Origin of the sequence: Pseudomonas sp. MWU16-30316 (assembly GCF_020515645.1) — a bacterium.
Taxonomy (GTDB): domain Bacteria; phylum Pseudomonadota; class Gammaproteobacteria; order Pseudomonadales; family Pseudomonadaceae; genus Aquipseudomonas; species Aquipseudomonas cerasi.
This window is the reverse complement of the sequence record NZ_JAIZAZ010000002.1, coordinates 432,683-446,570: the sequence shown is the minus strand read 5'-3', so window position 1 is coordinate 446,570 and position 13,888 is coordinate 432,683. Positions and strand designations below refer to the sequence as shown.

The 13,888-nt window shown below is 60.0% G+C and carries 12 protein-coding genes; 4 read left to right on the top strand and 8 right to left on the bottom strand.

The window, feature by feature from the left end:
- Positions 1–86: 86 nt before the first annotated feature.
- On the bottom strand, positions 87–1,556 hold the full coding sequence (guaB, locus tag LCH65_RS08835; protein WP_003433443.1) for an IMP dehydrogenase: 1,470 nt from the start codon (positions 1,554–1,556) through the stop codon (positions 87–89).
- Positions 1,557–1,650: 94 nt separating this feature from the next.
- On the bottom strand, positions 1,651–2,199 hold the full coding sequence (locus LCH65_RS08830) for a hypothetical protein (protein WP_054080733.1): 549 nt from the start codon (positions 2,197–2,199) through the stop codon (positions 1,651–1,653).
- Between the two features lie 131 nt (positions 2,200–2,330).
- Here LCH65_RS08830 and xseA point away from each other — a divergent pair, with 131 nt between their 5' ends.
- The 4 genes from xseA to LCH65_RS08810 all read left to right on the top strand — a co-directional run bounded on the left by xseA (position 2,331) and on the right by LCH65_RS08810 (position 7,812).
- Positions 2,331–3,710: an exodeoxyribonuclease VII large subunit gene (gene xseA / locus LCH65_RS08825; RefSeq protein WP_161937151.1), complete on the top strand. Its 1,380-nt coding sequence runs from the start codon at positions 2,331–2,333 to the stop codon at positions 3,708–3,710.
- A 7-nt stretch (positions 3,711–3,717) separates the two neighbouring features.
- A complete protein-coding gene (locus LCH65_RS08820; protein WP_003365059.1) occupies positions 3,718–4,542 on the top strand; it encodes a M23 family metallopeptidase in 825 nt (274 codons plus the stop codon).
- 373 nt (positions 4,543–4,915) lie between these two features.
- On the top strand, positions 4,916–6,586 hold the full coding sequence (gene leuA / locus LCH65_RS08815; RefSeq protein ID WP_058416009.1) for a 2-isopropylmalate synthase: 1,671 nt from the start codon (positions 4,916–4,918) through the stop codon (positions 6,584–6,586).
- 356 nt (positions 6,587–6,942) lie between these two features.
- Positions 6,943–7,812 carry an oxaloacetate decarboxylase gene (locus LCH65_RS08810; protein ID WP_003365065.1) on the top strand — a complete coding sequence of 290 codons (870 nt, stop codon included), beginning with the start codon at positions 6,943–6,945 and terminating at the stop codon, positions 7,810–7,812.
- Between the two features lie 111 nt (positions 7,813–7,923).
- On the opposite strand, the gene LCH65_RS08805 is transcribed toward LCH65_RS08810, so the two are convergent.
- From LCH65_RS08805 to LCH65_RS08780, 6 genes are all read right to left on the bottom strand, one after another.
- Entirely contained in the window at positions 7,924–8,370 is a 447-nt protein-coding gene (locus tag LCH65_RS08805) for a FlxA-like family protein (protein WP_054080731.1), read from the bottom strand.
- 59 nt (positions 8,371–8,429) lie between these two features.
- Positions 8,430–9,221, bottom strand: coding sequence for an amidohydrolase (locus tag LCH65_RS08800; protein WP_024662103.1), 792 nt, complete (start codon positions 9,219–9,221; stop codon positions 8,430–8,432).
- Entirely contained in the window at positions 9,209–10,357 is a 1,149-nt protein-coding gene (locus tag LCH65_RS08795) for a pyridoxal phosphate-dependent aminotransferase (RefSeq protein ID WP_003365071.1), read from the bottom strand. The genes LCH65_RS08800 and LCH65_RS08795 overlap by 13 nt, the downstream gene beginning before the upstream one ends.
- Before the next feature lie 110 nt (positions 10,358–10,467).
- Positions 10,468–11,940, bottom strand: a complete 1,473-nt coding sequence (gene der, locus LCH65_RS08790) for a ribosome biogenesis GTPase Der (protein WP_003365072.1) — start codon at positions 11,938–11,940, stop codon at positions 10,468–10,470.
- Between the two features lie 138 nt (positions 11,941–12,078).
- Positions 12,079–13,233 carry an outer membrane protein assembly factor BamB gene (gene bamB, locus LCH65_RS08785; protein WP_042930335.1) on the bottom strand — a complete coding sequence of 385 codons (1,155 nt, stop codon included), beginning with the start codon at positions 13,231–13,233 and terminating at the stop codon, positions 12,079–12,081.
- Positions 13,226–13,867 carry a tetratricopeptide repeat protein gene (locus LCH65_RS08780; protein ID WP_002552488.1) on the bottom strand — a complete coding sequence of 214 codons (642 nt, stop codon included), beginning with the start codon at positions 13,865–13,867 and terminating at the stop codon, positions 13,226–13,228. Before LCH65_RS08780 ends, bamB begins: the two co-directional genes overlap by 8 nt.
- Between the last annotated feature and the right edge of the window lie 21 nt (positions 13,868–13,888).

The following is a 13,888-nucleotide window of genomic DNA, read 5'->3' as shown; positions in this document are numbered from 1 at the left end:
ACAGAAACGACACGGGGCTGCGTCAACAGCCCCGGCTATGAAACTTGCTGGCCTGCATCGAGGCAAACACCCCGATGCAGTCCGGATCAACCGACGCGATAGTTCGGCGCTTCCTTGGTGATCTGCACGTCATGGACGTGGGACTCAGCCATACCGGCGCCAGTAATGCGAACGAACTCGGGCTTGGTGCGCATCTGCTCGATGTCGGCACTGCCGGTGTAACCCATGGAGGAACGCAGGCCGCCCATCAACTGATGGATGATGGCCGACAACGGACCTTTATAGGCCACACGGCCTTCGATACCTTCCGGCACCAGTTTCTCGGCACCTGCGGACGAATCCTGGAAGTAGCGATCGGAAGAGCCTTGCGCCTGGGACATCGCACCCAGCGAACCCATGCCGCGATAGGCCTTGTAGGAACGACCCTGGAACAGTTCGATCTCGCCTGGCGCTTCTTCAGTACCGGCGAACATCGAGCCCATCATCACGCAGGAGGCGCCAGCCACGATAGCCTTGGACAGATCACCGGAGAAGCGGATACCTCCGTCGGCGATCATCGGCACGCCAGTGCCTTCAAGGGCAGCGGAGACGTTGGCGATGGCGCTGATCTGCGGCACGCCGACACCGGCAACGATACGCGTGGTGCAGATGGAGCCCGGGCCGATACCGACCTTGACTGCATCGGCGCCTGCGGCAACCAGTGCCCTGGCTGCTTCGCCGGTGGCGATGTTGCCGCCGATGACCTGCACCTGAGGGAAGTTTTCCTTGACCCAGCGAACGCGGTCGATCACGCCTTTGGAATGGCCGTGAGCGGTATCGACGACCACGACGTCAACGCCAGCCGCGACCAGTGCGGTGACGCGCTCGCCGGTGTCCTTGCCGGTACCGACTGCAGCGCCGACGCGCAGGCGAGCCTGATCGTCCTTGCTGGCCAGCGGGTAAGCCTTGGCTTTTTCGATGTCCTTGACGGTCATCATGCCCTTGAGCGCGAAGTTGCCGTCGACGATCAGGACTTTTTCCAGACGGTGCTTGTGCAGCAGTTCGCGCACTTCGTTCTTGTCGGCGCCTTCGCGCACAGTGACCAAGCGCTCTTTGGGCGTCATCACTTCGCGAACAGGGACATCAAGACGGTTTTCGAAGCGTACGTCGCGTGACGTCACGATGCCGACCAGGTCGCCATTGTGCAGAACCGGTACGCCGGAAATGTTGTGCATGCGGGTGAGTTCGAACAGATCGCGAACAGTGGCGTCGGCTTCGATCGTGATCGGGTCTTTAACGACGCCGGCCTCGAACTTCTTGACCTTGCGCACTTCGGCAGCTTGCTGCTCGATGGTCATGTTCTTGTGGATGATACCGATACCGCCTTCCTGGGCCATGGCAATTGCCAGACGGGCCTCGGTGACTGTATCCATTGCAGCAGAGACCAAAGGTATATTCAGCTCGATGCCACGGGTCAAACGGGTTTTCAGACTGACTTCGTTGGGAAGTACCTCGGAATAACCGGGCACAAGGAGAATGTCGTCGAATGTAAGGGCTTCTTGACTGATACGCAGCATCGCGGGGGCTCCCGGGCGGGAAATTGGAAGCGCGCCATTATACCCACAGACCCCGCCCGGCTCAATGTAAACCTCAGCCTATTATCAAAGCTGTTTATAGACGCACATTAACGCAGGAGACCGGGCGATCCAGACGTTCGGCGAAGTCATCCAGAAAGGTCTGCGTGAACGACGCATCCAGCCAGTTATTGAAGATGAAACCGAGGTTGGAAAACCCGCAGGCGTCGAGAAAAAGAAAGCCGTTGATGTCATCTTCGTGGCGGCATTCGGGGCAGGTGAAATTATCGGTATGACCGGGCATCCAGTCTTCCAGGCTGTCGAACAGCGCCTCCCCCACTTCGCGGCGACACTCCGGGCAACCGGCCTCTTCGGCAAAGTCGTTCAGCGGGGTATAGATGCAGCGCTTGGTGACGACTTCCAGGCCATTGACGACCTGCCCGAACGGCAACGCATCGGGGTTCTTCACCACCCGCTTCGCTCCGGGTGCCACTGCGTAGGCCATCTTGTTATAGGTGCGTCCACACGTGGTCAGCTCCGGCTCGACCACATCGAGCTTGACCAGCCAGCGCAGGATCAGCCGCGCCCTGGCCTCGTGCCCGGGAAAGGTGGAAATTTGCGGGACGATGATGCTTTGGGTGTTCATAACGGAGCGTCGCTTAAAGCTGTTCGAGGCCGCAGCTTAATAGGCTGGCCATTCAGGTCAAGAAGCAATCCTGCCTTTACCGACGAGACAGACCTGTGCGCCAGACCGGCATTGCCATTATGATGCCGGACATGATCAAAGACCCTTTCGCAAGACTCGGCCTCGACCGGGAAGTCCTTACTGTCAGCCAGCTCAACGGCCGTGCCCGTGTGCTGCTGGAAGACGTGTTCAGCAGTATCTGGGTCGAGGGGGAGATCTCCAACCTCTCGCGCCCGGCGTCGGGCCATGTGTACTTCACGCTGAAGGACTCTGGCGCGCAGGTCCGCTGCGCCTTGTTCCGGCAGAGCGCGGCGCGTGTGCGTCAGGCGCTCAAGGACGGCTTGCAGGTCAAGGTGCGCGGCAAGGTCTCGCTGTTTGAAGGCCGCGGCGACTATCAGTTGATTCTCGACACGGTGGAACCTGCCGGTGATGGTGCGTTGCGCCTGGCATTCGATGCGTTGAAAGCCAAGCTCAGCGACGAAGGCCTGTTCAGCGCCGAGCGCAAGGTCGCACTGCCGCTGCACCCGCAACGTATCGGGATTATCAGCTCTCCGACCGGTGCGGTGATCCGCGACATCATCAGCGTGTTCCGCCGTCGCGCGCCGCGGGTCGAGCTGACCTTGATTCCCACAGCCGTTCAGGGTCGCGAGGCGATCAACCAGATTGTCCGCGCGCTGAAGCTGGCCGACAGCAGGGGCTTCGATGCGTTGATCCTGGCCCGTGGTGGCGGCTCGCTGGAGGACCTGTGGTGCTTCAACGAAGAAGCTGTCGCCCGCGCCATCGACGCGTGCGTGACGCCGATTGTCAGCGCTGTCGGGCATGAAACCGATGTATCCATCAGCGACTTTGTCGCCGACGTGCGCGCACCGACGCCCTCCGCTGCCGCCGAACTGCTCGCCCCGGATTCCAGCGACCTGCATCGACGCGTCGACAACCTGCACCGGCGACTGGTCAGCCGCATGCAGGACCGCCTGATGCGCGAGCGGCTGCGTCTGGAGGGTATTTCCCGGCGTCTGCGCCACCCTGGCGAGCGCTTGCGTCAACAGTCGCAACGGCTGGATGATCTGGACATGCGCCTGCGCCGCGCCTTCGAACAGAACATGCATCAACGCCAAGTGCGTCTGGCGCACCTGCAGAGCCGCCTTGCTGCCCAGCACCCGGGCCGGACCCTGGCCTTTTTGCGCCAACGTCTGGATGCCCTGGCCGAGCGTCTGCCGCGAGCCATTCGTGAACAGATCAAGGCGCGCAAGCTGCAACTGCAAAGTCAGGTGCAGACCCTCAACGTGGTCAGCCCGCTCGCCACACTGGGACGCGGTTACAGCATCCTGCTCGACGAGCGCGGCCATGCGATCCGCAGCGCGGCACAGACGCAAACGGGCCAACGGCTTACCGCCAGGCTCGGCGAAGGCGAACTGCAAGTGCGCGTTGAAGACAATCACCTCACACCCGTGACCCTCTCCCTTCTGGACTGACTGCCTGATGCTACGTTTTATCGCCCCGCTGTTCGCCCTGCTGCTCTGTCTTCCCGCTCACGCTGACAGCTTTATTACCCGCGCACTCGACAAACCGGTGCCAGGCGGCGTGGCGGTTGTCGATCTGGGCACTGGCGCTCAGGCTCCGACCGCCACCTATCAAGGCAAACCGGTGCTGGTGGTCAAGGAACAGGGCACGCGCTGGCTGGCCATCGTGGGCATTCCGTTGACCGTCAAACCCGGCACTCAGCAAGTCACGTCCGGCGGGCGCACGCTCAACTTCACCGTTGGCAGCAAGAAATACCCGGAGCAGCACATCACGCTCAAGAACAAACGTCAGGTCAATCCCAACCCTGAAGACAACAAACGCATCGAGGGCGAATTGGCCGAACAACTGCGCGCTTACCGCAGTTTCAGCCCAGGCACGCCAAGCAACCTGATTCTGGACAAGCCGGTCAACGGCCCGCTGTCGAGCAAATTCGGCGTGCGTCGCTTCTTCAACGGCGAAGAGCGCAACCCGCATTCGGGACTCGACTTCGCGGTTCCGGCCGGCACACCGATCAAGTCCCCGGCAGCGGGCAAGGTCATCCTGACCGGCAATTACTTCTTCAATGGCAACACCGTATTCGTCGATCACGGGCAAGGCTTCATCAGCATGTTTTGCCATATGTCGAAGATCGACGTGAAGGTCGGCGACCTCGTCCCGCGTGGCGGAGTGGTCGGCAAGGTCGGCGCCACCGGTCGCGCAACCGGGCCGCACATGCACTGGAACGTCAGCCTCAACGATGCGCGCGTGGACCCGGCGATCTTCATCGGCGCTTTTCAGCCGTAAGCCTGTTAGTGAGCGAGCGTTACGGCGTTCGCTCACGCAAGCCCTCACTTGCGCACATCGCTTTCGACCAACAATAACCTGGATATAACGCTTTAAATACCGCTATAAAAAATCGTCAAAGGCGTATTTTCGAGAATTTATTCCAATCTTTTTCAAGTGCTTGCCATCATCCATGCCAATGGTTACGGTTGGCCTCATGAAAACCTCTCAAACCCTTATTCTGTTGCGCCAACACCGGTGCCTCAGCCTGGTCAGCGCCCGACTGCCTGGCTAGCATGCTGTGCCTCGTCCCTGTGTTCGCAATTCCCTGTGCTATCTATCCAGAACGGCAGGCCGCCCAACCCCGGCCCCGTGAATACAAAAGGATTTCCTGATGACCATGCTCAAAGACCCTTCGAAGAAGTACCGTGCGTTCCCGACCATTGATCTGCCTGACCGCACCTGGCCTTCGAGGACCATCGATGCAGCGCCGATCTGGTGCAGCTCCGACCTGCGCGACGGCAACCAGTCGCTGATCGAACCCATGGACGCGGCCAAGAAACTGCGCTTCTGGAAAACCCTGGTCAGCGTTGGCGTCAAGGAAATCGAGGCATCCTTTCCATCGGCTTCGCAGACTGACTTCGACTTCGTGCGTACCCTGATCGAAGACGGACATATCCCGGATGACACCACCATCCAGGTACTGACCCAGGCTCGCGAAGACCTGATCGCCCGCACCTTCGAATCGCTGCGCGGCGCGAAAAAGGCCATTGTTCACCTGTATAACGCGACCAGCCCGTCATTCCGCCGCATCGTCTTCAATCAGGACAAGGCCGGGGTGAAAGAGATCGCGGTCAACGCGGCCAAGCTGTTCGTCAAATATGCAGCACAACAGCCTGAAACCCAGTGGACCTTCGAGTACTCGCCGGAAACCTTCAGTGCGACCGAGCTGGAATTCGCCAAGGAAGTCTGCGATGCGGTGATCGAAGTGTGGAACCCGACGCCTGAGAACAAGGTGATCCTCAACCTCCCGGCCACCGTGGAAGTGGCGACACCCAATATCTACGCTGACCAGATCGAATGGTTCGGCCGCAATATTACCCGCCGCGACAGCGTGCTGATCAGCCTGCATACCCACAACGACCGTGGTACGGGCGTTGCCGCTACCGAGCTGGGCCTGATGGCCGGCGCAGATCGCGTCGAGGGCTGCCTGTTCGGTAACGGCGAGCGGACCGGCAACGTCGATCTGGTCACCGTGGCCCTGAACCTTTACACCCAAGGCATCAACCCGGAGCTGGATTTCTCGGATATCGACGGTGTGCGCAAGGTCGTCGAAGAATGCAACCAGATTCCTGTGCACCCACGTCACCCGTACGTTGGCGACCTGGTGCACACCGCGTTCTCCGGTTCGCACCAGGATGCGATTCGCAAGGGTTTCACCCAGCAGAAGGAAGGCGAGTTGTGGGAAGTGCCTTACCTGCCGATTGACCCGGCCGACATCGGTCGCAGCTACGAGGCGGTGATTCGCGTCAACAGCCAGTCGGGCAAAGGTGGCATCACTTACCTGCTGGAACAGGAATATGGCATCTCCCTGCCACGCCGCATGCAGATCGAGTTCAGCCAGGTGGTTCAGGGTGAAACCGATCGTCTGGGTCTGGAGATGACGGCCGAGCAGATTCACTCGCTGTTGCGTCGTGAGTACCTGCAAGCCAACGTTCCTTATGCGCTGATCAGCCATAAGTTGCAGGAGGAGAACGGCAACAGCTCGGTGGATGCCGAGGTGCACGTCGACGGCGAAACCCAGCACTGGCGCGGCAAGGGCAAGGGCGCCTTGGAAGCACTGGTTGCCGGTCTGCCGGTGGCCGTGGAAATCATGGATTACAACGAGCATGCGATCGGCTCGGGTACCACCGCCAAGGCGGCCGCCTACATCGAGCTGCGCGTGAATGGCGAACGCGCCGTCCATGGCGTGGGCATCGATGAAAACATCACCACGGCGAGCTTCCGCGCCCTGTTCAGTGCCCTGAATCGTTCACTCAGCCAGACCCAGGCCAAAGCGGCCTGATTCGATAGCCGGATGGCGGACGCAGGTCCGTCATCCGCATCGCCCTCTTCCCTCCCCGCCTCACACTGCACCAGCCTCTTGCATTCCGCGCATGACCCTGCCTGTTTCGGCATAATCTTTTTCATTTATGCTGTGGTAGCATGCTGCCCTTACTCCAGAGCGCGCCCAATCCAACAGCAATTCATATGCTGACGATGCCTGCTCGGACTTACCTGCCAGCTGCACCTTTCCTATAAAACCAAGACGACTATTGCATTGATTTCCGGACGAAAAGAATGCTCGGGCAGACCCACCGTGCATTGAAATTACCATCGGCCTCGGTACGCTGAGCTGATCCAATCACATTTGGAGCGATTATGCCCAAGGCTTCCCATCAAGATTTGCGCCGTAGCTTCCGTGCGCTCACCTCGTCGAACGCTTGCTTTCACACAGCCTCGGTGTTCGACCCCATGTCAGCGCGAATCGCAGCGGATCTGGGCTTTGAAGTAGGCATCCTCGGCGGCTCCGTGGCGTCGCTGCAAGTCCTGGCAGCCCCTGACTTCGCCCTGATCACCCTGAGCGAATTCGTTGAACAGGCCACGCGCATCGGCCGTGTCGCACAGCTCCCGGTCATCGCGGACGCAGACCATGGTTATGGCAATGCCCTTAACGTCATGCGCACCGTTGTCGAACTGGAACGTGCCGGTATTTCTGCACTGACGATCGAAGATACCCTGCTGCCGGCACAGTTCGGACGCAAATCCACTGATCTGATTTCCACTGCCGAAGGTGTTGGCAAGATCCGCGCAGCGCTGGAGGCTCGCGTCGATCCAGAGATGTCGATTTTCGCTCGTACCAACGCAGCGATCATTCCGGTTCAGGAAGCCATCAGCCGGGTTCAGCAGTATCAGGCTGCCGGGGCTGACGGCATTACCATCGTCGGCATTCGGGACTTTGATCACCTGGCGCAGATATCCGAAGGCGTGACCGTACCGCTGATGCTGGTGACGTACGGCAACCCGGAACTGCACGACAACGCGCGCCTTGCCGAGATGGGTGTGAGGATTTGCGTGCATGGCCACGCAGCGTACTTCGCGGCGATCAAGGCCACCTATGACTGCCTGCGCGAGCAGCGTCAGATACTGGGCAACGAATCGAACATGAGTGCGACTGAACTGACCCACACCTACACGCAGCCTGAAGACTACGTAGAGTGGGCCCGTAAGTTCATGAACGTGAACGAGTGACAGGCAACGCTGGACGCTGCGCCGCCTGATCAGGGGCGCAAGCAGCTGAATGCCCACGCAACACTGTGCGCGGGCATGATGAGCGTCACTTCGGACGCAAAGCAGGCGATATCACGCGGTGGTGTTTACACCGCCACCGGTTTCCAGCTGCAGCAACGAGGCCTGCAACGTCTGCAGGTTGGCGCTGATGGTCGCGATCTGGCCCTGAATCGCCATGGATTTCTGCGCCTTCTCTTCCGCTGACCCTTTACCGCTTTGAGCAGCAGCCAGCTGCGCCTTCTGCTCGGCGAGTTGCTTCTGAGCGTCCTTGATCTGCTGCTTTATCTGCTCGATCGTCTGATTGAGAGACGATTCGCTGGAGCCACCCACGCTGCCGCCGCCACCCGCTGCACCGGCCTTGCCACCTTCAGTTGACGCCTGATCAGAGCTTTTCTCCGTTTCGGTAGTCGTGGTGGCGGCAGCAGTCGCGGTCTTGGCCGTTTCAGCATCAGTAGGCTTGACCGTTAGAGTAAACGAGCTTGAGTAACTGTTCAGCGTGGAGGTATTGATAGTAGTCATGACGGTCTCCTGGAAGTCTGGAACAGCTATCGGCCGACTGGAAACATTCTGAAGTACTTTTATTGAATATTGAAAGAGTCCGCGTCCAGCCCAGCCGGAAACCGCGTACGGTAGGCTTGCAGGTCTGCCGCGCTGAGCGTCGCCCTGAACACTCCATCCGCTTCGCCCGCGCTCAACAGGCTCTCGCCCTGAAAATCCAGGACCTGACTGTCACCGGTGTACGCAAAGCCCTTGCCGTCCGACCCGACGCGATTGACCGCCGCCACGTAGCACAGGTTTTCAATGGCTCTGGCGGGCAGCAGGCGGTTCCAGTGCAGACGCCGTGCGCCCGGCCAGTTGGCGGTGTACAGCAACAGATCGGTGTCCTGGGCGTCACGGCTCCAGACCGGAAAGCGCAGGTCATAGCAGATCAGCGGGCGTACACGCCAGCCGTTGAGCTCAAACATCACCTGGCGATCACCCGGCGTGTAGTGCTCGTGTTCACCGGCCATGCGAAACAGATGACGCTTGTCGTAATGCAGCAGTTCACCGTCTGGCCGCGCCCACAACAGGCGATTGCGATGACTGCCATCGGCAGCGCGCATCATGACGCTGCCGGTCACCACGGCGTTGATACGCCTGGCCTGCGCCAATAGCCATAGCGATGTAGGCCCGGCTTCCGGCTCTGACAGGGCCTCGGACTCCATCGAGAACCCGGTGGTGAACATCTCTGGCAGGATCACCAGGTCCGCGCCGCGCGCCTGATCCAGCAATGGCTCGAAATGCTCGAGATTGGCCTCGCGATCATGCCACGCCAGCGTGGTCTGGATCAGTGCGAGGTTGAGGTTGGGCAGCCCGCTTATATCGCGCATAGTTTCTCCGCCGCCAGACGCAGCGTCTCTTCCTGTTTGGCGAAGCACAGGCGGATCAGGCGCTGCCCTTCTGGCGGGCTCTGGTAGAACACCGAAATCGGAATGCTCGCCACGCCATGCTCACGGGTCATCCACAAGGCCATGTCGACGTCATTGAGGTCGGGCCTGATCTGCGAGTAATCGACCAACTGGAAATAAGTCCCGCCCACCGGCCGGAAGCTGAAACGCGACTCGGCCAGATGACTGCAGAAAAAGTCGCGCTTGGCCTGATAGAAGCCTGGCAGTTCATCGACATGCTCAGGGTGTTCGGCCATGAAGTCGGCCAATGCGTATTGCAACGGCGTGACACCACAGAAGCTCACATACTGATGCACCTTGCGCAGTTCGGACGTCAGCGCAGGCGGCGCGACCACGTAACCGGTTTTCCAGCCTGTGACGTGATAGGTCTTGCCGAACGAGCTGACGACGAAGGCGCGCTGATACAGCGCTTCGTGGTCGAGCACACTGACGTGGCGTGCGCCGTCAAACACCAGGTGTTCATAGACTTCATCGCTGAGCAGGTAAATGTCGCGATCGGCGATCAGCGCGGCCAGTCGATCAAGCTCTGAACGACTGATCAGAGCGCCGCTGGGGTTGTGCGGGCTGTTGATGACAATCATGCGGGTACGCGGGCTCAGCGCATCGCTGAGCTTTTGCCAGTCGATGGAGAAGTCATCCAGCCCCAGTTGCACATGAACGCAGCGCCCACCGGCCAGTTCGACGGCAGGCTCGTAGCTGTCATAACAAGGGTCGAAAATGATCACTTCATCGCCAGCACGAATAACGCTATGGATCGCACAGAAAATCGCCTGGGTGGCACCCGGTGTAATAGTGATTTCAGTGTCCGCGTTGACCGTACGCCCGTAGCTGCGGGCGATCTTTGCCGCAACTTGCTGACGAAGCGCAGGCAGCCCGGTCATCGGTGAGTATTGGTTATGGCCTTGAGTGACGTGTCGGCAGACCGCATCACGCAGCGCCTGCGGCCCGTCAAAATCAGGAAACCCCTGGGACAGGTTGATAGCTCCGGTTTCGGCGGCCAGCTGTGACATGACGGTGAAGATAGTGGTGCCCACGTTGGGCAACTTGCTGTCGATCATGGAACCCTTTCCCTGCAATCTCCCGGCACCGGGCGGCACGGGGTCAGGCAGGATAGCCCATTAAACGGACACAAAAAAAGGCGCCGAAGCGCCTTTTTCCAGATGCTGACTCAGCGCTTGTCGCGGCGCTTCTTGTCGGCCTTCTTGTGGTGCGACATCATCCGACGCTTCTTGTTGACCTGACGGTCAGTGAGCGTGTTCTTGTTGCCTTCATACGGGTTCTCGCCGCCCTTGAACTCGATACGGATCGGCGTACCGACCAGTTTGAGCACACGTCGGTAAGTGTTTTCCAGGTAACGGACGTAGGACTTGGGTACTTTCTCGACCTGATTACCGTGGATCACGATCAGCGGCGGGTTGGCACCACCCAAGTGAGCGTAGCGCAGCTTGATGCGGCGGCTGCCGACCATCGGTGGCGCATGCTCGCTGACCGCATCTTCGAGAATCTGCGTCAGGCGGCTGGTTGGCCAGCGGGTTACCGCAGACTTGAACGAGTTCTGTACCGACTGATACAGGTTGCCCACGCCCGTGCCGTGCAGTGCGGAGATGAAGTGGATGTCGGCGAAGTCGACGAAGAACAACCGGCGCTCCAGCTCGATCTTCACGAAATCGCGTTCGCCCGGCGTCATGCCGTCCCACTTGTTCAGCGCGATGACCAGCGCACGACCCGCTTCAAGGGCGAAGCCCAGCAGGTTCAGGTCGTGGTCGACCACACCTTCGCGGGCGTCCATCACAAAGATCACCACGTTGGCGTCCTTGATGGCCTGCAGCGTCTTGACCACCGAGAACTTTTCAACTTCCTCGTGGATCTTGCCGCGCTTGCGCACACCCGCGGTGTCGATCAGCGTGTACTTCTCTTCGTTACGCTCGAAGGGAATGTAGATACTGTCGCGCGTGGTGCCTGGCTCGTCATAGACGATAACCCGGTCTTCACCCAGCATACGGTTGACCAGCGTCGACTTGCCGACGTTGGGACGACCGATGATGGCGATCTTGATGCCGTCTTTCTCGCTAGGGCCGGGAATGCGCTTGGCTTCCTGACCTTCGGCGACTTCCTCGACCTCAACGCCCTCTTCAGGCTCGTCTTCGTCCCTGGGGAATTCGCGCAGAGCGATTTCGAGCATCTGCGAGATACCACGACCGTGGGCACCGGCCACCGGGATGGCATCGCCCAGGCCCATCGGGCTGAACTCGGCGCGTGCCAGGTTCTCGTCGATGTTGTCGATCTTGTTGGCAACCACGTAGGAACGCTTGTTGCGCTTGCGCAGGTGCTCACCAATCATCTGATCAGCAGCGGTGTAGCCCGCACGGGCGTCCACCAGAAACAGCACCACATCGGCTTCTTCAATGGCCAGCAGCGACTGCTCGGCCATCTTTTCGTCCATGCCATGCTCGTCACCGGAGATACCGCCGGTGTCGATCAGAATATAGGAGCGCCCTTGCCACTTCGCCTCTCCGTATTGGCGATCACGGGTAAGACCGGACAGATCGCCGACAATGGCGTCGCGAGTCCTGGTCAGGCGGTTGAACATGGTGGACTTGCCGACGTTCGGTCGACCCACCAGGGCGATTACGGGAACCATGCGGCTCTCCACTTCGTTATTTCAGAAAATACAAAAGCCGCTGCAGGGCAGCGGCCGGAGTTCGGGGCGATGCCACAAAGGCACCGCAGCCTTGCCGAAGCAAGGGCACCCGGGGCCATTGGCCCCGGGCATGGACACTTATTGCTTGATGGTCAGGGCTTCCAGTTTGCCGCTGTTGCCATACACGTAAATCATGTCCCCAACCACCAGCGGACGCGCACGCAGGCCGTCGCTGTCGATACGTTCGCGACCGACAAAACGACCGTCCACCTGGCTCAACAGGTGCAGGTAGCCTTCCATGTCACCGACCGCTACATAGCTGGAATACACTTCCGGCGCGCCGAGCTGGCGGCGAGCCAGTGATTCGTTGCTCCACAGTGCAGAGGACGAACGCTCGTCGATACCTTCGACAGTACCGGAGGCCAGAGTGGCATAGACGCTGCCAAAGCCCTGGGCGACACCCGAGTAGCTCGAAGCATCACGCTGCCAGAGGACACGACCGCTTTCCAGATCGAGACCGGCGACGCGACCCTGATAGGTAGCAACGTACAGCGTACCGCCGGACAGCAACAGGCCGCCGTCGATATCGACCACACGATCCAGTTCCGAGCGACCTTGCGGGATGGCAACACGCTGCTCCCAGATCGGCACGCCGTTGGTGATATCCAGAGCGACGACCTTGCCGGTCGACAGACCTGCCACGGCAAGACGGTTAGTCGCCAGCGGAGCACCGGTACCGCGCAGGGTCAGCACCGCCGGGGTACTTTCGTAGATCCAGAGCTGCGAACCGGTAGAGGCGTCGAAACCGACGATGCGGTCATCCTGAGTCTGGACAACGACCACGGAACCGTTGGTGGCAGGCGGAGCCAGCACTTCGCTGGTGACGCGAGCGCGCCACTTTTCTTCACCGGACGTGGCGTCCATGGCAATCACTTCACCCTTGAGGGTGCCGATCATCACCAGTCCGTAGCCCACGCCGACTGCTCCGGAAACGGGCAGGTCGAGATCCTTCTTCCAGATCACGTCGCCAGTCAGACGGTCCAGCGACACGACTTCGCCCGTGACGTCAGCCGCATAGATGCGGTCGCCATCAATGGCCGGCACGAGCATGTTGTAAGTCTTACCCTGACCGTCGCCAATGGAACGGCTCCACTGCTTGTGCAGAACCACTTCTTCTTTGAAGTCGGTCAGCTCGGCCGGAGGCAATTCCTTTTTGCTGTTGCTGCTGCAACCCGCGGCCAGAATGGCCAGAGCCAGCAATGCTGCATGTTTCCAACGAATCACGTCACGCATCCCCTTTCGCCAGATCGTCGAGCTTCATTTGCAGGCCACCCACTGCTGCGTCTTCGGACAGAGCAGATTTGGCCTTTTGGTATGCAGCATACGCCTCGTCGGTACGACCCAGCTGTACCAGCAGGTCACCCTTGAGTTCTTCACGACTGGCGAGGAAAGCCTTGTCGGCATCGCCGTCGAGCAGCTTCAGCGCGTCATCGGTCTTGTTCTGCGCAGCCAGCACGCGTGCCAGACGCTGACGGGCAATCTCGCCCAGCGTGTCATTGGCAGGTTTGTCGGCCACGGTTTTCAGCTCGGCTGCGGCATCGTCCAGCTTGCCAGCATCGACCGCCACCTTGGCGACGAACAGGCTACCGAACTGTGCGTAGGTAGTGCCACCGAATTCGCTTTTCAGTTTGCCGGAGATCTCGGCGACACGTGCGGTGTCTGCCTGACCACTGGGCGTCAGTGCGGTTTCCAGCAATTGCTGATAAAGCATCGAGGCGCCTTGCGACTGGCTGGCCTGATACCTGTGCCAGAACTGCCAACCCAGAACCACGACCAGCGCAAGCAGACCGCCGGTCAACAGAGGTTTGCCGTTGCGCTGCCACCAGTCCTTCATTACCGCCAGCTCTTCATCTTCGGTACCCGACACCCCAATACTCCTATTCGCTAA